Here is an 18,141-nt window from a genome sequence, read left to right as displayed (position 1 = left end):
CTTGATCGCAGCGCCGGACGACGAAGGGGAGGAGACGCCGTGGGTCTGAAGAAGGCGGTGTACGAGGACGAGCTGCTGCGGCTCCAGACGGAGCTGATCAAACTCCAGGAGTGGGTGCGTGTGGAAGGCGCCCGCCTCGTCGTCGTCTTCGAGGGCCGCGACGCAGCGGGCAAGGGAGGCACGATCAAGCGTGTCGCGGAACACCTCAACCCCCGCGTGGCGCGCATCGCGGCGCTGCCGAAGCCCACGGAGCGGGAGCGCACCCAGTGGTACTTCCAGCGCTACGTGGAGCACCTGCCCGCCGCCGGCGAGATCGTCCTGTTCGACCGCAGTTGGTACAACCGCGCCGGGGTCGAGCACGTCATGGGCTTCTGCACGCCAGCGCAACACCGGCTCTTCCTGCGCCAGTGCCCGGTCTTCGAGCACATGCTCGTGGAAGACGGGATCCTGCTCCGCAAGTACTGGTTCTCCGTCAGCGACGCGGTGCAGGAGGAACGCTTCCGCCGCCGCACCGAGGACCCGCTGCGTCGGTGGAAGCTCTCCCCGATGGACCTGGAGTCCCTCACGCGCTGGGAGGCGTACTCCCGGGCCAAGGACGAGATGCTCGTCCACACGGACACGGTGGACTCCCCGTGGTACGTGGTCGAGAGCGACGACAAGCGCAGCGCGAGGCTCAACATGATCGCCCACCTGCTCTCCACGCTCCCGTACGAGGACGTGGCGCTGCCTTCGCTGACCCTGCCGTCCCGGCCCCCTTCGACGGGCTACCAGCGCCCGTCCAAAGGGCTTCAGAACGCCGTTCCCGACCATGCGTCCACGCTCGGGAAGGCCTGAGGCGCGGCAGACCTCGATGCGGAGTTGCCGGAGGGACGGGACGGCCGGTCGTGGCCCGGCCGACCTGCGCGCCGGGACGCACCGGCGCCGGCCGGCGTGGCGGCCCTGATCAGGATGCGCCGCCTCCCGCCGCTCCCCAGTCGGTGATCTCTACTGCTTCCGGCTTCGGGAACGCCATGACCTCCCACCCCAGGGGCCAGCCGTGCGCGCTGCGCCCGCTGGTCTCCGCGTCGAGGCGTCGTGGCACGCGCCGCAGCCACCAGAGTCCTTCTGGGTCATCGTGCCCCGGCCAGTCCACGGTGGCGGAGCGGAACCTTCGGTCGATCTCTTCGAGTTCACGCTGCCGGACGGCACGGACCCGCGGCGGCAGCAGACGCCAAAGGCGGGCCAGCGCGGTGCGACATCCCAGATCGTTCGCGAGCTCCGGAGCCGACCATCCGTACCCCTCCTCCACCTCGTCCACCAACTCGTTCCACTGCTCGAGGAGCGAGTTCGGCGTCCGGGGCTGCCGAGCCCCGCTCGACCCGGCCACGGTGCGGACGGCCTCCCGTACCGCCTCGTACTCCTCCGCCGTCAGGAACGGTTCATCAGCCGACTCCGGGGCAATGGGATCCATGTCTCGACTACTTGTCATCCTGCGTCGCTCCTCGCTCCTCCTGCCGTGACGGCGACGCCCGGGCGCGGCTCGCCCGCCCTCTCGTAGCCGACCTCGTCCTTCGGCCGCGGCACGTCCTCGATGCCCGGGTGGCGGCGGGCCGATACGACGAGGCAGGCGATGGCGCCGAGGAAGACCACGACCGAGGTCCAGCCGTTCAGGCGCAGGCCGAGGAACGTGTGGGACTCGTCGATGCGCAGGTACTCGGTCCAGAACCGGCCGACCGTGTAGGCGGCGACGTACAGGGCGAAGGCCCTGCCGTGCCCGAGCGTGAACCGGCGGGCCGCCCAGAGGACCAGTGCGGCGACGCCGATGTTCCAGAGGGACTCGTAGAGGAAGGTGGGGTGGTACGTCGCGGTGTCGAGCATGGTGGACGGACGGTGCGCGCGGTCGATCTCCAGGCCCCAGGGGAGCGTGGTGGGGCGGCCGTAGAGCTCCTGGTTGAACCAGTTGCCCCAGCGGCCGATCGCCTGGGCCAGGGCTATGCCGGGGGCGACGGCGTCCGCGTAGGCGGGGAAGGGGATGCGGTGGCGGCGGCAGCCGATCCACGCGCCGACACCGCCCAGGGCGATGGCGCCCCAGATGCCGAGCCCGCCTTCCCACACGTACAGGGCGCGGATCGGCTCGCCGTGGTCGCCGAAGTACGCGTCGGGGCTGGTGATCACGTGGTAGAGACGTCCGCCGGCGATGCCGAACGGCACCGCCCAGAGGGTGACGTCCGCGATGACGCCCTGCTGCCCGCCCCGCGCGACCCAGCGCCGGTTGCCGAGCCAGACGGCGACGAATATCCCCAGGATGATGCAGAAGGCGTACGCCCTCAACGGGACCGGGCCGAGGTGAAGGACCCCGGTCGAAGGACTGGGGAGGTACGCAAGATCCATGGTCGCTCCGTGGAGGTCTCGGTCAAGCGGATGGGTGGGCATGGCGTACCGGGAACGGGCCCCTCGGCCATGGCGGTCATCTGGTGTCTTCCGCGGTCCCGTTCCGGATCGTTCGGGCGAACGCTTCGCAGCCGGTGCGCCATGCGGCGTCCAGGTCCGCGTCGTGCGGGAAGCGGCCGTCGAGTTCGAGCACGACCATGCCGTGCGCGAATGCCCAGAACGAGCGCGCGATGTCGATGTCGCCGTGCACCGCGCGGGCCAGCGGCGTCGCCGCGCGGTCTTCGAGCCCCTCGGGGAGTGCATTGCGGGCGAGCGGTCGTCCGTGGGTGATGCGGTAGAGGTGCGGGCTGGCGAGAGCATGCCGTCGGTAGGCGCGGGCGAGCACGAGCAGGGGAGGTTCGACGCCGATCTCGGCTTCGGCCGCCTCCAGCTCCTCTGCCAACCGGGTCATCCCCTGCACCTGGAGTCCGGCCTCGACAGCGGCCTTGTCAGGAAAGTGCTTGTACAAGGAAGGCGCCCGGATGCCGACGCGCTCGGCGATGCGCCGCATCGACAACGCATCCGGCCCTTCGGCGTCGAGCAGCTCCCGGGCGGCGGCCATGATCTGCTGCGCGCGGTCAGGCACGGCAGGCCGTCCGCGCGATCGCGATGCCGGATGCGGCCACCGTGAGACATCGGATTCCAGGGGTGCGCCTTGCGGGGTTACGTGGGAACGGGCCCGGTCCAGTGAGGAACCCGAGCGCGGTGACGGCTGTACCGGTGTTCACTGCGGCCCTCTCGCGTTGCGACCGATCGCAACGGCTAACAGTGTTAGCCGCGCGTGGCCTCACGGTATGGCCACCGGTGTTGGCCGTCAAGGGCGGAGCGTGTCGGACTCCGACCGGCCGCGGCCACGCGACCCCGGCCGCTGCTCTGCGTGGTGGGTCAGAGACGGGAGGCGGGCCTCAGCGGGCCGGTACGGGTCCTGGCGGACGCTACGGCGGCCGTGGGCCACGCCATCGAAAAGTAGGAGATTCCCGATTCGGCCAGTACACGTCTGTTTCGCGCCGGTTGGGCTGGATCAGGGTCTCGGATCGTCCGGCGGGTGTTGTGCTGGAGGGGCTGCGCCCGTCGGGGGCGAGCGTCGGACAGCGCACACAGGGGGTCTTCAGCGATGGCTTCTCTGCACTACGAAGTACTCACCGATCCCGCTCCGCTCCAGGTGCCGGTCGCGGGCGAGGAACGCCAGGGATCGGTCTACATCGTCGTCTCCAACCCGACCATGGACGAGGTGATCTGGTACTCCATCGAGATACGCGTGCCCTGCGGCCAGGCGGACGGTGACCTGACGGCGAATCCGAAGACGATCACCGCGCGGGTCGAGCGGAACACCGCGACGAAGCAGGGGGAGGAGCCGATCGTCGCCTGGGACGACAACACGGGTGTCCTCACCGTGACCGCCCGACCGAACACGCTGTTCCAGGAGGCCGGCTCCATGGCACTGGTCCTGGACGGCTTCCCCGTCTCCAGCGCAGCGGGACTGGTGCTCCTGCGCGTGACGGAGAGGGCGGCGAACGGCGCCAGGGTGCAGAAGAACCCCGTCACCTTGAGCCTGCTGAAGCAGCTGCCCAAGGTTCCGCGCAACTTCCGTGCGAAGCAGTCCCTGGTGGCCGGAGGTCAGGACGTCGTCCTGCAATGGGACGGGCCCGACACCCTCACCTACCGGATCCAGGGTCCGGACGGCCCCCCGGAGGCGGTCGTGCCGACGCAGGGCACGACCGGCTGGCAGTGGTCGCCGGCGGCGGGTCAGGAGCCGAAGCGCGACGCCACGTACACCCTGATCGCCACCTCACCGGGCGGGCAGCAGCCCGGTTACTTCCTCACCACCACCGTCCACCTGCGCAGCCCCGAGTTCGAGAGCGTCACCGCGACGACCGGAATCCACAGCCCGTGGGTCGAGGGCACGACGGACAAGGGCCGGATCGTCTTCACCGCGCAGGGCTCCCTGATCCGCGACGCCGCGGGCGACCTCGGCACCCTCTCCGCCGCCAAGGCCGACGCCGAGACCGTGACCGCCGCGTGGGTCCGGGGGCGCGACAGCGACGCCGGGTGGATCCGGTTCCCGTCCGACGGAATCAGGGTCGGCCACGGCGGTGGAAGTGACTTGGGAACCGTCACGGCCGACAAGATCAGCGTGAACGGAATCAACACCCAGTGGGTGGGGGACCGGGACGCGGGCAAGGGATGGGTCGAGTTCCCGCAGTCGGGAGTGAACGTCCGCAAGGACGGGAAGCAGGACTGGGGGACCGTCGCCGCTGACCTGGCTGACGTGAACGGCATCAACACCAAGTGGGTGCAGGGCCGCACGGCCGCCGACGGATGGATCGAGTTCCCGGCCTCCGGGATGAACGTGTTCCAGGGCTCCGGGACCCGCCAGTGGGGGACCGTCGCCGCCGCCAAGGCGGACCTGAACGACGTGGTCACCGACCGGGCCCAGGTCAAGGAACGTCTCACCCTCCAGGGCGGGCTGAGCGTCGACAACGTGCTGGAGACTCAGGACGGCCCGCCGCGACTGATCGTCCACGGCCGCCTGGACGCCGAGGGCGAGGTGAAGGCCGACCGCACGGTCACCGTCACCGGAGACCTCACCACCCTCGGCATGCTGCGCGTTCAAGGCGAGTCGCGCTTGCAGGGGAAGGTGAACGCCGGCGCGCACCTGTCGGTCCGCAACGCAGGCGACTGGATCATGCACACGAACGACGGAAAGGTAGCGATCAACGGCGACCTGCGCGTCCACGGGGCGTTCCGCGCCGATTCCTGATCAGGGCGTTCGGCCGGCTGCGTGACGGGCGGTCAGGGGTGGCCTCTTGCCCCACCCGCCGTCCGTCGCGTTGCGCCGCACGGGGGTACCGGGCGGGTCGTGCGGCACCCGGCCCGGCCCGGTCGCGGCGAGCGGGGTCCGGCCGGCGGTGGTCTCCTGGGACGGGAGCCGACGGCGCGTGCCGCGGCGGCCCCTGCCGTCCGTGCGCCCCGAGGGAAAGGTCCCCGACCGCTATGCCCGCGCCCCGGGGCCGGTGGACCTGCTGGTCTCAGGGCCACCGGGGGATGCCGGGCGGGCGGATGCGCCGTGTCGCCCGCGTCCTTCGTGACGGTGCCTGAGGCACCGTGCAGCAGGGCGAGGCCGCCAGGGGTGAGCGAGGCCGGGAGGACCTCCGCCCGCGGGCGCACGCACGGCACCGCCGTCATGGGGCGGTGATCTCCATGCACGTCTCGGCGCCGACGATGCGCATCCGGTGCGCCTGGTGCTCCTGGTGCTCCACGAGGGCGATGAGCAGCCGGTCGTCCGGCAGCTCCTGCGGGGCGATGGGGTCGACCAGGTGCCGTTCGGGCCACAGCTGGGCCCGGTTGTCGAGCCCACAGGCGCACCGGCTCGTCAGCACCCGCTGCGGGACCCGGTGTACGGATCCACGAGCGTGATCCGTGACGCCAGACCCGCTACGCCGAGCAGCGTGCGGCTCCGCTCCCGGTGAGCTGATGCGAGAAGCGTGTGCCGATCATTTCCGTTGTGTTGCACATGACCGTGTCCCTATCCTCATCTCAATGCGTTGACGGAGACGAGTAGCCACGGATCACGCGAGGAGAGAGAGCCGCCGGTAGCTGTGAAGGCGGACTCGTGCCCCGTGGTGAAGACCCTCCCGAGCGCGGGGAGGAAAGGCCCTCGGGCCCAATGCCCCGCCGGTTCGCCCCCGTCATCGGGCTGAATGAGGCCGCCGCTGTCCGGCGGTGGCAAAGGCGTGGTGGCACCGCGAGTACCCTTCTCGCCCACGCTTCCAAGGGATCATGACGACGCCCCTGGAGGGCTGCGATGATCCACACCACTAGCCGCGTACTGGCTTCTGACCTACGCGCGCACCTCGACCAGACCGTCACCGTCTCCGGCTGGGTGAACGCGCTCCGGCTGCAACGCACGATGCAGTTCCTCATCTTGCGGGACCACTCCGGCATGGTCCAGGTGACCCACAAGCGCGACGGCGGCGGCCCGCTCGAAGCCGTCATCGAGTCGCTCACCCCCGAGTCCGCCGTCCGGATCACCGGCCGCGTCGTAGCGGCGCCCCAGGTCAAGCTGGGCGGCCTGGAGATCGTCCCCGAGACGGTCGAGGTGCTGAACAGGGCGGAGACGCCCCTGCCGATCGACGAGCACACCGGCCCCGAGCACCGTCTCGACTGGCGCTTCCTCGACGTGCGCAAGCGGGCCACCGCGCAGCTGGTGTTCGCCGCGCAGACGACCCTGGAGCAGGGGCTGCGCGAGTACGCCGTGCGACACGGCTGCACGGAGATGCACACGCCGAAGCTGATGGGCACCGCCTCGGAGTCCGGCGCGGAGGTGTTCAAGCTCGGGTACTTCGACCGCTCGGCCTACCTCGCGCAGTCGCCCCAGTTCTACAAGCAGATGGCCGTGGCCGCCGGCATCGACCGGGTCTTCGAGATCGGCCCCGTCTTCCGCGCCGAGCCGTCGTACACCTCACGCCACGCGACCGAGTTCACCGGCGTGGACGTCGAGCTGTCGTGGATCGACGACGTCGAGGACGTGATGGCCTTCGAGGAGCGGATGCTCGCCCACGCCATCGCGAAGGTCGCCGAGGTCCACGGCGAGGCGATCCGGGAGGTCTTCGGTATCGAGGTCGTGGTGCCGGAGGCTCCGTTCCCCAGGATCACGATGGCCGAGGCGCAGGAGATCCTGCGGGCCGGCGGCTGGGACCCCGAAGGCGTCAAGGAGGACCTGGACCCGGAGGGTGAGCGGGCCGTCGCCGCGCACATGAAGGAGCTCACGGGGCACGAGTTCGTGTTCGTCACGCACTACCCGGCCAGCATCCGGCCCTTCTACCACATGCGTCCGGCGGACCGGCCGGACCTGACGCTCAGCTTCGACCTGCTCTGGAAGGGCCTGGAGATCACCACCGGAGCCCAGCGCGAGCACCGCTCCGACGTGCTGCTCAAGCAGGCGGAGGAGAAGAGCATGAACACCGAGCCGATGCAGGACTACATGAACATCTTCCGCTTCGGCTGCCCGCCGCACGGCGGCCTCGGCGCCGGCCTGGGTCGGATCCTGATGGTCATGCTCGGCCTGGACTCCATCCGCGAGGCCGCGTTCCTGTTCCGCGGCCCGAACCGCCTCACCCCCTGAGCCAGGGGACAACGGTAACGGCGCAGTGCGAGGTGGGGCCCGGGCCGAGGGCCACCGGGCCCGGCCCTGCCCGGCACTACTGCGGCGGGGGTCAGCGAGCGCCGGGACGGCAAGCCAGCCCGTTGCCTCAGCGCGTTGCGGCGCCCAGGCCCTGGGGATCCATGCCCCGGTCCGCCCAGTCGACGAGATCCGCATGAGCCGGCGCCCGATGCTCGATGCCGGTGCCCAGCACGCAGCAGGCGAATCGTCCTTGTCGCGACAGACGGCGGCCCATGTCACAGCCGTAGCCCTTGCCCGCCCGGGTGCGGGCAATCGCGTCCAGGGGCGGATCAGCCCTCCCGTCAGAGCTCGTACGGGTAGAGAGCGATCCTTTCGCGCTCGATGAAGAGCTCGACCCACGTGTCGGCCACACCTTCGGGAAGTGGATCAGCAAGGTCCAGCAGGATCTGCGCTCCATCGAAGTCCAGCACGGCGGCGCCGTCCACGGTTGGGTTCAGCCGTCCTCGCAGGACAACGCAGTGCCCCCCAGGCCGGACACCCGCTCCGAAGCCGACGGCCGGTTTCGCGTTCCGGCCCCAGGCGATGTCCTCGTCGACGGTCCACTCGACGTGGTACTCGCCGGGCTCCGCAGTCGTGTCGCCGCACCAGCGGACCATGGTCTCTCCGAACGGGGTCCGGACCTGGGCCAGCCAGGGACTCCGGGGAAACTTCGCGACCTTCACCAGTTCGACCAGCATCGTTCGATCATGCGGCATCTGGGTTCCGGCCGGAACCCGTGACGCTTCGGCACCGCCTGGCACAGCTCGTTGGAGGCGCAGGCGACGTCGTTCCTCTCCACTCCGTTCGGCCAGGACGTGGAAGCCTCATCGGTCGACCTTCGGTGAGACGGACGGACAGGGGAGTCGCCGGCTGAAAGCCCGCCGGTCAGGCGGCCTCCGGACGCTCGGGTGCCTTCCGCGTCTTCACTCCGACGGCGACGAGCGCCAGCCCCACTCCGTGCCGAAGAAGGTCTGCGAAGCGAAGCCGATGAGCCCCTGGGCTCCTATGACGTAGCCGATCGCCATGAAGCTCCGCAGCACCGCGTCGGTCAACGCCGTGACCTGGGTCGTCAGCTTGGCGTGCGGTGCGCGCGTACCGGACGGTGCTGCTGCACTGACCGTGCACCGGCCTCCCCCGCATGGGGGAGGCGGCCTCATTCTCTGGCCCGAAGTCTTCGACCGCACCGTCCTCCTACGATCGACGGCATGAGACAAGTGGCGCAGCAGGCGCCTCAGATGACGGCGACTGCGGTCGACGAATCCATGGCGCGCTCGGCGGTGGCGGAGCACCCGGACGTCACTTCCACGGTCGGCCCGGAGACCGAGAAGGCGCGCATCGTGGTCGGCTACGGTGCCGCCGTCGCCCCGCTGCCGTATCTGCTCGTCAAGGTCATCTGGGTCTGCGGCAACCTGTTCGCGGCGGCGTTCGTGCGGTACGCCCGGCACCGCTGGAGGGTGGCGTTCCGCGGCCGGTCCGGCGAGATGTTCCCGGGCGCGACCCACCCGGTCCAGGCCTTCCTTGCCGCCCCGTGGGGGAGTTACTGATCTGCCAGGGAACGTCCGGATAAATCATGTCCGGCGATCCGTGCTCCCTATCTTCGCAACTCGGACAAGGTTTCCGATCGAGCGAAATATGAGCGGTCGGGCCATGGCGATTTTCGGCCAATACTCGGCGTATGGCCGCGCGGTGATGGGTGAAATTTGACACCCATTGGGCGAGTTGAAGGAATGCAGGCGCGCAAGGTCCGCACTGTCGGGCAGCGCGAGATCGGCCGAGGTGTGACGTCTCGTCACTTGGGCGCGGTATGTGGGAACCAGCCGTTTTTGAGGCTCGGTTGACCGCTGCCGGCCACCCCTCATGACGGTCTACATGCACTTGATTCGTTCAGCTGTTGAAGCAATAAGGGGAACTCTTGATTCCGGGGAGTGGTGCAGCTAGCTGACAGGGGAGTGTTTAAGCTGGAGGTTATGCGGAGGGCGCTGAATCGTTGAACGTGGGACGGTTTTGCGAGTCAATGTTTTGTTGACTGAGCTCGATCATGCAAACTACTGTCGGTTCGGCTCTGATGAGTCATCGTTTGTTGACGTCAAGAGCATTGCCCGTCAAGTTTTAGCAGAATATTACCGTGGCGCGGCTGGTGCAGGTCTGCGTCGGCCGGAGCGCGCACGGCCTGGATTGACGAGGGAGCGTAAGTGTCAGCTGTGGTCGGGGGTCCACAAGAAATGAAGAAGGTGTCGGAGGAGGCGGATGACGGTGATCATGCCGCACACCTGGAGCAGGCGCTGTTACAGGCCCGCGAACTGATCGAATCCACCGTCTCCCTGCACCGGCGGCGTCCCGTCGCGCCGTCGGCGGTGGTGCGTACCGATGTCGCGATGCTCGGCGACGCCCTGGAGCAGCACATCGGCCGTGCCCGGTACTCGGTGAGCGTGGCGCGGACGGGCACCGGTGAATTCGCCGACGCCGTAATGCGATTACTCCCCACGATCCCGCCCCGTGTGATAGTGCGCGTGCTGTGCACGGACGAGTCATCGGACCCTTCCTTGGCCCGGTATGCCCAAATGTCCAACATTCGGGTGGAAGTTCGGGTTTCGGAAAGTGAACTGCGCGAGATCCTGGTCGTCGACAGCACTGAGGCACTCGTGCGCGCGGCGGGTCATGCGGGCGCGCCGGCCACCGTCGTGAACGACGCCGCCGCCGCACGCGCCCTGGGACTGCTCTTCGCCGGCGTCTGGGCCCGGGGTCGCGGCCTCGACGAGCATCTGCAGATGCGTCCGCGCCTGCGGACCGAACTGGCCCGGAACATCCTGGAGCAGCTCGGTGCGGGCAGCACCGACGAAACCGCCGCCAATGAGCTCAATGTTTCCCTGCGCACCTATCGCCGCTATGTAGCGGAAATCATGCGGGAACTCGATGCGAACTCCAGGTTCCAGGCCGGCGCGCGTGCGGTGGAACTGGGTCTGCTCTCCGCGTAGCGGAGACATCGCGGAGCAAGTCGGAGGCGGTTCGTCGCGGCTTGCGGACCGCAGTGGTAAATACCAATCGGGGGATGGTGTAGTAAGACGTGTCCAGAGTGCCAATGAGCATTTCCCAAAAGCCAGAGGACGACTTGGAGCATGCCCTGCTGGAAGTACGGGCGCTCATCGAGTCGGCCATGGAGATTCACCGCGGTCGCAACCAGCAGGAACAACAGGTCACCGCTGTCGACGGCGGCTACGGCGAGTTGCTCGATGTTGCGGAACAACTGATCGGCCAAGCCGACCACAGCATTGACATCGTGTATGCCCGGATCGTGAATTCCGAGGAACTGTCCGAGCGGGCGAACGTCTTGCAACGGCAGCTGATCCACAAGGCGGCCGGATCGGTCTCGGTGCGGTTGCTGACGACACCCGCTCTGCTCGACGAGTCGTTCGTACGCAATCAACGTGGGACGGACCGGGCAGTGGCCGTCCGGGTGGCCCGGGTCCCCCCGCTCCAGGCGCTGATCGTCGACGGCGCCCAGGGCCTGGTGGTGGCCGAGTCCGCGGTGGGGCGCCGGGCCTCGGTCCTGCGGGTACCCGAGGTGCTGCACAACCTTCGCACCCTCTTCGAGGGCATGTGGAGCCATGCGGCGCCGGCCGGGCGGCGCATCGTCTTCGGCGGCCGTGACCGGGCCGTGCTCGCCCGCCAGATACTCGGCTCCCTGCGTGTCGGGGTCACCGACGAGGTGGCGGCCCGCGAACTCACCGTATCGGTGCGCACCTACCGGCGCTACGTCGCGGAAATCATGCAGCTGCTCGGCGCCAATTCCCGTTTCCAGGCTGGGGTGCGGGCCACCGAATTGGGCCTCCTTCCGCCACCCGGATCGACGGGAACGGTCAGCCGTATGCGGCCGTAGAATTCGCCTGGCAGCTTCCTGAAAGGGCGTTGCCGCCACTGTGCCGGAACGGTTGTACGGGGCACGAGGAAACGACCTCCCGGTCTCCGGGGAGTCATCACCGCGTCGGCGGTCCGCGAGAGCTGGAGCTGGATCACGTTCCGGCGCAGGCGGACCGACTTCCGGCCGACGCGTAACCACGCAACGCGTAACCACGCAACGCGTAACTACGCAACGCGAAACCCGAAGCCGGTGCCGCGCAGTTCAGCGGTGCGCGGCACCGGCTTCTTGCGGTGGGTGCGGCTACAGGCCCGCGAACGTCAGGGCGGTCGCGGTGACCGAGCACGCGATCGTGGCGGCGTACTGCGTGTCGTGGTCCTCGTCGAGGAGGGTGTCGCCGGGCGTGTGGTACTGCCGGGTGCCGGTCGCCGGTCCGCCGTCGGGGCCGAAGAGGTTCTCGGAAACGGCGATGGCCGCCCATCCCCGCTCGTGGAAACTCGCGTGGTCGCTCCGCCCCAAGGCGGGGTCCCCGGCTCCGGTGAGCTGCTGGACCTCGAAGTCGGAGGCGATGGCGGGGACGGTCCGCGCGACCAGGTCACCGAGCCCGTCGGAGGCGGCCACGACCGGCCCGGGTACGGAGGAGCCGGCATGGATCTCCACCGCGGGCGGGCTGCCGTCCTGCAAACCAGCGATCATGTCCATCTGGAAGACGCCCGCGATGCGGTCGTCCGCCGCTGCGGCGGCGCGCGCGTAACGCTTGCTTCCGACGAGCGCCTGCTCCTCGGCATTGAAGAGGACGAAGCGAACGTGGCGCGTCGGCGCCCTGCCCGCTGCGACGAGCGCGTGCAGACATTCCGCCGCGGCCATGACCGCCGCGGTGCCGCACCCGTCGTCGTCCGCGCCGGGTGCCGGGTCCACCGAGGGGTCGTAGGGGCGGGGATCACCGTTCGCATCGACGAAGTGGCCGCTCTGCGCCGTCGAATCCAGATGTCCCGTGATGAGAACGGCGGACTCGGCCCCCTCGACTCGGTGCTCGGCCTCGACGTTGAACAACTGGCGTCCCCGCCATCTGAACGCGTGCCGTCGGACCACCAGCCCCAGATCCTGGAAGTGCCGGACCAGCGCGTCCACCACGAGCCCGTTGTCGGCATGCGCCGCATCACGGCTGCGGACCTTCAGTGGCTCGCCCGGGACCAGCGGTTCGACGCCGGAGATGCGTGCCACGTGGGTACGGAGCGCCTCGGGCGTCACGGTCGCGCGTACGGCCGCGAGCGTCTCGGGGGAGGGAAGGCCGTCGCCCGTCTCGTCGAACCCGGCGGACGGGGCCGCGGCGAATTCCTCGGCCTGCGTTTCACCGGGGCGTGACAGGAGCGCCGGGTCCGGCAGCAGGCGCTCGGTGTGTCCGGGCTTGGCTCCCTGCGTGTGCACTTCCTCGATCGGGACGCCTGCGGGCGAAGCGACGTAGACACCGCCGGGCGCCGGCCCGAGCGACGAGATCTGCCGCGGGTACCCGGTCAGCTCGCCCGAGGCGAAGCAGAACGCGGCCGCTGCGCGCATCGCCCCTTCCGCCGCCTTCCGGGCGCCCTCCGAGGCGCCCGCCAAAGCCTCCGGCACCGGGACCGAGCGGTCGTCCCGGACCAGGAACGCCGCCGTGTCCTCCACCTGTCCCCGTACGTCGGTCGAGAACCCTTCCTGTTGGAGCGTCTCGACTCCGAGTGCGGTCGCCATGGCGAGTACGAGCCGAGGGGAGGCGACGTGTACGGGAACGGCCTCCGTGCCGTTCGCCACCGACTCCAGTGCGCCCAGGGTCCGCCCCTCCGGCACGTCGATCCTCGTCCAGAAGACCGGGCGGTTCTCGATGGCGGCCCGGGTGAACACGGGGTGGGGTGCCACGCGCATGCCCGCCGTGCGGGCGAACGCGCGCTCGTCGTGGTCCTCACCCACGAAGACGCAGTCGTCGGCCGCGCCGTCCGAGCTCGCGACCGCGTCGTCGAAGATCGTGCGGCTGTTCTTGGGGCCGAAGTGAATGAGGTGGTCGTCCGGGAACCGGCCGGGGAACGCCTCATGGAGGGCTTCCGTGATCTGTGCGACCGCATCCTGTTCGGTGCCGGGGTTGGAGATGATGCCTTTGGGTTCCCCTGCGAAAGCATCGAGAACCTGTGAGACGCGGGGGCGAGGACGCAACAGCCAGGATCCGTCCGCCTCGAGACGGCCGTCCGCCAATGTCGCGCCGATGTCGAAGAAGAGCGTGGTCATCTCGGTGCCTCCGTTGATCCGGTCATGTGCGATGCCAACACTCGGACGGGCGTCATCGGCTGCCGTCCGCGCGCCCGTCCGCGCGGCGGTGCTACCGGCGAGATGAGCGTCGGGAACCCGCTCGGGCCGGTCCTCCCGGACAGCGTGACGCAGCCCCGGTGAGTCCTCCCGGGTGAGCCTCTCGGCCAGACGGAACCGCGCATGGAACTGCGCAGCAAACCACCCGAGTTGACCTCCTGCCGGTTCTCTTCACCTCCGGGCGCTGGCACTTCGGGCGCCCCCTCGCACCCCAGGTGCGCGACGCGCACCTCCGGGGCGTCGACAACGTGAAGGCGATGCCTTTCCAAGTCCGACATCGCCGTGACCCCTCTCGACCGCCCCCGACTCCCTGCCCCCCTCCTCGATCGTCACGCACCGTAATGGACGGGGCAACCGGAGGGCGGGCGCGCTCACCGCGTTCACGATCCGGCGGACCGGTCATCTGGCCGTGTCGCACGCCGTGTACGGGGTGCGCGTGGGCTGCGTAGCGGTACCCGGCGGCCGGGCGGTCCGTTACAGATGGTGATTGAACCGTCATCATTGTTCTGCTGGACCGTTGAAGCAGCGATCGACGATGCGGCGGAGGTCGGGCGGGCGGGCGGCCGACGCCGTGGCCGGTGGAGGGATCTGGCCGAAGGCGGCGGGTCGCGGGGCGGAACCATCGGAATGATGCTCCGCCGCCGGTCGTGGGGACGCCCCGCACGCCTCCGGCTCCCCGACGGGCAGGGGCTCTACCGTGCAAGCAACCCGTCCGCGCACAGCGGACCACGTCCCGCCGCTCAGGCGTTCTCTCGGAGGTCATGATGCCCAGTCCAGCCCAGCCGTTCGGCACGGTCGTCAGCAGTAGCGGCGTCAACCTGCGGAGGTATCCGAGTACCGACTCCTCCCTCGTCGGCAACCTGAGCCACGGCGCCCAGGTCGGTCTGCACAGCAAGGTGAACGCGCAGACCATCGACGGCAACAGCATCTGGTACTTGCTGCGCGACCAGGCCGTGTGGGTCGCCGCCCGCCACGTCGACAACACCGGAGAGGTGCCGCTGTCCAAGGACGCCAAGCCCGCCGGCCCCCAGGGCTGACGGCGGGTTTCGCCCTGAGGAAGTCCCAGGCCGTCCGGGGACAGCCCGTGGCTGTCCCCGGGGTCGGATCGATGGTGCGCGCCCCCTGTGCCGTGCGGTCAGCGGGCCTGCGGTGAGGCGCTGGTCAGGAACCTCTCCAGCGCAAGACGCGCCGTCTCGCCCCGCCCCGCGCGGTCCTGTTCGTCCCGTGCCGCATGGATCTCGGTCGTGGCATCGAGGGCCTCCTGGGCCAACTCGATCAAGACGGAATCGCCGCACATGAGGCGAACTCGGCAGAGCGCTGCTGTGGAATCCGCCCGTCGCTGGTAGGACGCTTCGCGCGCACTGATGAACCGAGGGCTGTCCGGGTCGGCCCGCTCCAAGTGCCAGCGGTCGTTCTGGCTCCGGCGGAAGTCGGTGAGTGCCGCCGCGAAAGCGCTGTAAGCGCTGATCCGTTCGTGCCACACCTGTTGATCCCGGGCGAACCGTTCCGCCTGCCGGGCGATGTGCCGCTGGAACAAGAAGGTCAGGGTGGACCCTGCCAGCGTTGCGAACACGGCGACGAGGCTCGTGAGGGCGGCGTTCATGTCGTCAGGATCCCCCGTGCCGGTGGGTCGCATCCGCGCCTCGACCGGGTCCGGGCGGGTGGGGCCCGGCGAACCCCGGGGTGCACGCCGATCGACCTGCTGCCGACGTGCAGCGGCGCGGCGATACTGAAGGTGGGCCGACTGCTCAGCCCTTGGTCTGCGATCACTCTGGGCAGTCGCTGCGGCAATGCCCTCTGTGCGGTCCGTTCGGCAGATCGAAGGGTGGCAGCGATGGACGCACCGGCGCCGGGATCGGGCGAGGTGCCCGAGGACCCGTTCGCGCTGCACAACTCGGCCTCGGCGGTACTGGACGCCCATGGCAGGGTCGTCGGCTGGAGCGAGCGGGCACAGGAGCACCTCGGCTACCCGCCCGACGAGGTGCTGGGCCGCACGGCCGCCGAGTTCCTGCTTGACCCCCGTGATCGTGAGACGGTGCGGAACGCAGTGGCCGCGTGCGAGCGCGACCGGGGCTGGTCCGGCGTCCTGCCCGTCCTGCACCGCAGCGGGCGACGGGTGGAGCTGGGCTTCCGCGCCCGCGCCGTCATCCGCGCCGGCGCGGCCCGCGAGTGGTTCCTCGTCGTCGCCCCGGCGGAGGAGGTCCTCCGGTGGGAGACGGACCGGTCGGTCCTGGACGGTCTGTTCCGGCGCTCCCCGATCGGTCTGTCCGTCCACGCCCCCGACCTGAGCATCCTGCGGATCAACCGGGCGCTGGCCCGGTTCACGCAACTCTCCGCCGCGGAGATCCGGAGCCGGCGCATCGGCGACTTCCTCATCGGTCCGGACCTGAAGACCATCGAAACGCGGCTGCGCCGGGTGCTGGAGACGGGCGCCCCCCTGATCTTCACCGAGCAGCCCTGTCGCCTGAGGAGCGACCCCGACCGCGAGCGGGTGGTCTCGGTCTCGGCGTTTCGGATGGAGGACCCCTCCGGCGGGATCCTCGGAGTCACCCAACTGGTGGAGGACGTCACCGACCGCTACCGGGCCAGGCAGCGGCTCGCCCTGCTCAACCGGGCGAGCATCAGCATCGGGACCACGCTGGATCTCGGGCAGACCACCCGGGAGCTGGCCGGCGTCGCCGTCCCCGACCTCGCGGACGCCGTCTCGGTGGATCTGCTGGAGTCGGTGGCCCGAGGCGACGAAGCCGCCGAGGAGGCGGGCGGGCGGGTCCGCAGAATGGCCGTCCACTCGGTCGTGCCGGAGGCGCTCCAGGTGATGTACCCCGCCGGAGAGGTCTTCCGCTTCGACCCGCGAACCCCGCACGCCAGGTGCCTCGCCGAACAGCAGCCCATCCTCGAACCCGTGCTCCGCAGCAGCCCCGGCTGGTACTTCCAGGATCCGGAGCGCAGCCGGCGCGCCCTCGACCTGGACGCCCACTCGCTGATCGTCGTACCGCTGACGGCCCGCGGCCTGCTCCTCGGCCTGCTCAGCCTGTGGCGGGCCAGGCGGCCCGAACCGTTCGAGGAGGACGACCTCACGCTCGCCGAGGAATTCGCCGCGCGGGCCGCCCTGTGCATCGACAACGCCCGCCGCTACACCCAGCAGCAGCAAGCCGCGTTGACCTTGCAGCGCAGCCTGCTGCCGCAGGAACTGCCCGAATACAGCGCGGTCGAGGTCGCGCACCTCTATCTGCCGGCCGATCCCGCCACCGGTGTCGGTGGCGACTGGTTCGACGTCATTCCCCTCTCCGGAGCGCGCGTCGCCCTCGTCGTGGGCGACGTCGTCGGCCATGGTCTGCACGCCGCGGCCACCATGGGCCGCCTGCGCACGGCCGTGCACACCCTGGCCAGCCTCGACTACGCTCCGGACGAGGTCCTCTCCCACCTGGACGACCTGGTCAACCGCCTGGCGGACGAGCAGGAACCCGCCGTCGGACGTCCGCGGGGCCAGCAGATCGTCGGCGCGACGTGCCTCTACGCGGTCTACGATCCCACCTCCCGGCGCTGCACCCTGGCCCGGGCGGGCCACCTGCCCCCCGCAGTGGTGACCTCCGACGGCACGGTCAGCCTGCCCGACCTTCCCGAGGGGCCGCCGCTGGGCCTGGGCGGACTCCCCTTCGAGTCCGTCGAATTGGAACTCGCCGAGGGAAGTCTCCTGGCGCTGTACACGAACGGCCTGATCAAGGCCCGTGGCCTCGACCTCGACGAGGGACTCGAGCGGCTACGAGCAGCCCTGTCGCGGCCCGGCAGCTCGCTGGAGCAGACCTGCGCGGCAGTGCAGAACGCCCTGCTGCCGGAGCACCCACCGGATGACGTAGCACTGCTCCTCGCCCGCACCCGCGTCTTGGCGCCGGAGCAGGTCGCCTCCTGGGAACTCCCCGCGGAGCCGACCGCCGCCGCCCGTGCTCGGCACCTGACGGAGACCACGCTGACCGGGTGGGGCCTGGAAGAGCTGGCCTTCACCGCCGAACTGGTCGTCAGCGAACTGGTCACCAACGCCTACCGGTACGGAGGTGGCGCGCCGGTCACCTTGCGGCTCATCCGCGACCGCAGCCTGATCTGCGAGGTCTCCGACAGCAGCAGCACCGCTCCCCACCTGCGGCGGGCGCGGACCACCGATGAGGGCGGGCGAGGTCTCTTCCTCGTGGCCCAGCTCACCGAACGATGGGGCGCCCGCTACACCCGGGACGGCAAGACCGTCTGGACGGAGTTCCCCCTCGCCGCAGCGGCGCAGGGGTACTCCGCGGCGCTGGTGGACCCTGCGCTCAACAGGTGACACCGGGGGAGTCGAAGCCGAGCCGGCCCCGTCGGCAGGGGCTCCGTCGGCACGCGAGTCCGA

General features: G+C 69.8%; 16 protein-coding genes. 8 read left to right on the top strand and 8 right to left on the bottom strand.

Annotated elements, in window-relative coordinates; genetic code table 11:
• Positions 1 to 39: 39 nt before the first annotated feature.
• Positions 40 to 834, top strand: coding sequence for a polyphosphate kinase 2 (gene ppk2, locus OG386_RS07580; RefSeq protein ID WP_328787391.1), 795 nt, complete (start codon positions 40 to 42; stop codon positions 832 to 834).
• 109 nt (positions 835 to 943) lie between these two features.
• Here ppk2 and OG386_RS07575 read toward each other — a convergent pair whose 3' ends face one another.
• From OG386_RS07575 to OG386_RS07565, 3 genes are all read right to left on the bottom strand, one after another.
• Complete coding sequence (locus tag OG386_RS07575; RefSeq protein ID WP_328787390.1) at positions 944 to 1,450, bottom strand: hypothetical protein; 507 nt, start codon at positions 1,448 to 1,450, stop codon at positions 944 to 946.
• A 14-nt stretch (positions 1,451 to 1,464) separates the two neighbouring features.
• Entirely contained in the window at positions 1,465 to 2,370 is a 906-nt protein-coding gene (gene lgt / locus OG386_RS07570) for a prolipoprotein diacylglyceryl transferase (protein ID WP_328787389.1), read from the bottom strand.
• Positions 2,371 to 2,446: 76 nt separating this feature from the next.
• The gene (locus OG386_RS07565; protein WP_443053302.1) at positions 2,447 to 2,971 is read right to left on the bottom strand and encodes a TetR/AcrR family transcriptional regulator; all 525 of its coding nucleotides are present in this window, start codon (positions 2,969 to 2,971) and stop codon (positions 2,447 to 2,449) included.
• Between the two features lie 552 nt (positions 2,972 to 3,523).
• Here OG386_RS07565 and OG386_RS07560 point away from each other — a divergent pair.
• On the top strand, positions 3,524 to 5,170 hold the full coding sequence (locus OG386_RS07560; RefSeq protein WP_328787387.1) for a hypothetical protein: 1,647 nt from the start codon (positions 3,524 to 3,526) through the stop codon (positions 5,168 to 5,170).
• 421 nt (positions 5,171 to 5,591) lie between these two features.
• Here OG386_RS07560 and OG386_RS07555 read toward each other — a convergent pair whose 3' ends face one another.
• Positions 5,592 to 5,789 (bottom strand): hypothetical protein, encoded by a 198-nt coding sequence (locus tag OG386_RS07555; RefSeq protein WP_328787386.1) that lies wholly within the window; start codon positions 5,787 to 5,789, stop codon positions 5,592 to 5,594.
• Between the two features lie 425 nt (positions 5,790 to 6,214).
• Between OG386_RS07555 and aspS the strand changes: the two genes are divergently transcribed.
• Positions 6,215 to 7,534: an aspartate--tRNA(Asn) ligase gene (gene aspS / locus OG386_RS07550; RefSeq protein WP_328787385.1), complete on the top strand. Its 1,320-nt coding sequence runs from the start codon at positions 6,215 to 6,217 to the stop codon at positions 7,532 to 7,534.
• Positions 7,535 to 7,875: 341 nt separating this feature from the next.
• On the opposite strand, the gene OG386_RS07545 is transcribed toward aspS, so the two are convergent.
• Positions 7,876 to 8,271 (bottom strand): hypothetical protein, encoded by a 396-nt coding sequence (locus OG386_RS07545; RefSeq protein ID WP_328787384.1) that lies wholly within the window; start codon positions 8,269 to 8,271, stop codon positions 7,876 to 7,878.
• Positions 8,272 to 8,496: 225 nt separating this feature from the next.
• Positions 8,497 to 8,625, bottom strand: a complete 129-nt coding sequence (locus tag OG386_RS07540; protein WP_328787383.1) for a hypothetical protein — start codon at positions 8,623 to 8,625, stop codon at positions 8,497 to 8,499.
• Between the two features lie 153 nt (positions 8,626 to 8,778).
• On the opposite strand from OG386_RS07540, the gene OG386_RS07535 reads away from it, so the two are divergent.
• The 3 genes from OG386_RS07535 to OG386_RS07525 all read left to right on the top strand — a co-directional run bounded on the left by OG386_RS07535 (position 8,779) and on the right by OG386_RS07525 (position 11,450).
• On the top strand, positions 8,779 to 9,117 hold the full coding sequence (locus OG386_RS07535) for a hypothetical protein (protein ID WP_328787382.1): 339 nt from the start codon (positions 8,779 to 8,781) through the stop codon (positions 9,115 to 9,117).
• Between the two features lie 678 nt (positions 9,118 to 9,795).
• Positions 9,796 to 10,548 (top strand): DNA-binding response regulator, encoded by a 753-nt coding sequence (locus OG386_RS07530; protein WP_328787381.1) that lies wholly within the window; start codon positions 9,796 to 9,798, stop codon positions 10,546 to 10,548.
• Positions 10,549 to 10,652: 104 nt separating this feature from the next.
• Positions 10,653 to 11,450, top strand: coding sequence for a TrmB family transcriptional regulator sugar-binding domain-containing protein (locus OG386_RS07525; RefSeq protein ID WP_328787380.1), 798 nt, complete (start codon positions 10,653 to 10,655; stop codon positions 11,448 to 11,450).
• A 282-nt stretch (positions 11,451 to 11,732) separates the two neighbouring features.
• Here OG386_RS07525 and OG386_RS07520 read toward each other — a convergent pair whose 3' ends face one another.
• Complete coding sequence (locus OG386_RS07520; RefSeq protein ID WP_328787379.1) at positions 11,733 to 13,685, bottom strand: M28 family metallopeptidase; 1,953 nt, start codon at positions 13,683 to 13,685, stop codon at positions 11,733 to 11,735.
• An 839-nt stretch (positions 13,686 to 14,524) separates the two neighbouring features.
• Between OG386_RS07520 and OG386_RS07515 the strand changes: the two genes are divergently transcribed.
• Complete coding sequence (locus OG386_RS07515; protein WP_328787378.1) at positions 14,525 to 14,800, top strand: SH3 domain-containing protein; 276 nt, start codon at positions 14,525 to 14,527, stop codon at positions 14,798 to 14,800.
• Positions 14,801 to 14,898: 98 nt separating this feature from the next.
• Here OG386_RS07515 and OG386_RS07510 read toward each other — a convergent pair whose 3' ends face one another.
• On the bottom strand, positions 14,899 to 15,366 hold the full coding sequence (locus OG386_RS07510) for a hypothetical protein (RefSeq protein WP_328787377.1): 468 nt from the start codon (positions 15,364 to 15,366) through the stop codon (positions 14,899 to 14,901).
• Between the two features lie 231 nt (positions 15,367 to 15,597).
• On the opposite strand from OG386_RS07510, the gene OG386_RS07505 reads away from it, so the two are divergent.
• A complete protein-coding gene (locus OG386_RS07505) occupies positions 15,598 to 18,078 on the top strand; it encodes a SpoIIE family protein phosphatase (RefSeq protein ID WP_328787376.1) in 2,481 nt (826 codons plus the stop codon).
• Positions 18,079 to 18,141: the final 63 nt, after the last annotated feature.

This window comes from Streptomyces sp. NBC_00273, from assembly GCF_036178145.1.
In the GTDB taxonomy this organism is placed as follows: Bacteria; Actinomycetota; Actinomycetes; order Streptomycetales; family Streptomycetaceae; genus Streptomyces.
Note: the sequence above shows the minus strand (reverse complement) of the source record. Positions and strands in the feature narration are given on the sequence as shown.

Excerpts from the sequence above, each read along its gene's own strand:
- OG386_RS07575 (WP_328787390.1), bottom strand. The coding sequence starts at position 1,450 with ATGGATCCCATTGCCCCGGAGTCGGCTGATGAACCGTTCCTGACGGCG.
- lgt (WP_328787389.1), bottom strand. The coding sequence starts at position 2,370 with ATGGATCTTGCGTACCTCCCCAGTCCTTCGACCGGGGTCCTTCACCTC.
- OG386_RS07565 (WP_443053302.1), bottom strand. The coding sequence starts at position 2,971 with ATGGCCGCCGCCCGGGAGCTGCTCGACGCCGAAGGGCCGGATGCGTTG.
- OG386_RS07560 (WP_328787387.1), top strand. The coding sequence starts at position 3,524 with ATGGCTTCTCTGCACTACGAAGTACTCACCGATCCCGCTCCGCTCCAG.
- aspS (WP_328787385.1), top strand. The coding sequence starts at position 6,215 with ATGATCCACACCACTAGCCGCGTACTGGCTTCTGACCTACGCGCGCAC.
- OG386_RS07545 (WP_328787384.1), bottom strand. The coding sequence starts at position 8,271 with ATGCTGGTCGAACTGGTGAAGGTCGCGAAGTTTCCCCGGAGTCCCTGG.
- OG386_RS07535 (WP_328787382.1), top strand. The coding sequence starts at position 8,779 with ATGAGACAAGTGGCGCAGCAGGCGCCTCAGATGACGGCGACTGCGGTC.
- OG386_RS07530 (WP_328787381.1), top strand. The coding sequence starts at position 9,796 with ATGAAGAAGGTGTCGGAGGAGGCGGATGACGGTGATCATGCCGCACAC.
- OG386_RS07525 (WP_328787380.1), top strand. The coding sequence starts at position 10,653 with ATGAGCATTTCCCAAAAGCCAGAGGACGACTTGGAGCATGCCCTGCTG.
- OG386_RS07520 (WP_328787379.1), bottom strand. The coding sequence starts at position 13,685 with ATGACCACGCTCTTCTTCGACATCGGCGCGACATTGGCGGACGGCCGT.
- OG386_RS07515 (WP_328787378.1), top strand. The coding sequence starts at position 14,525 with ATGATGCCCAGTCCAGCCCAGCCGTTCGGCACGGTCGTCAGCAGTAGC.
- OG386_RS07510 (WP_328787377.1), bottom strand. The coding sequence starts at position 15,366 with ATGAACGCCGCCCTCACGAGCCTCGTCGCCGTGTTCGCAACGCTGGCA.
- OG386_RS07505 (WP_328787376.1), top strand. The coding sequence starts at position 15,598 with ATGGACGCACCGGCGCCGGGATCGGGCGAGGTGCCCGAGGACCCGTTC.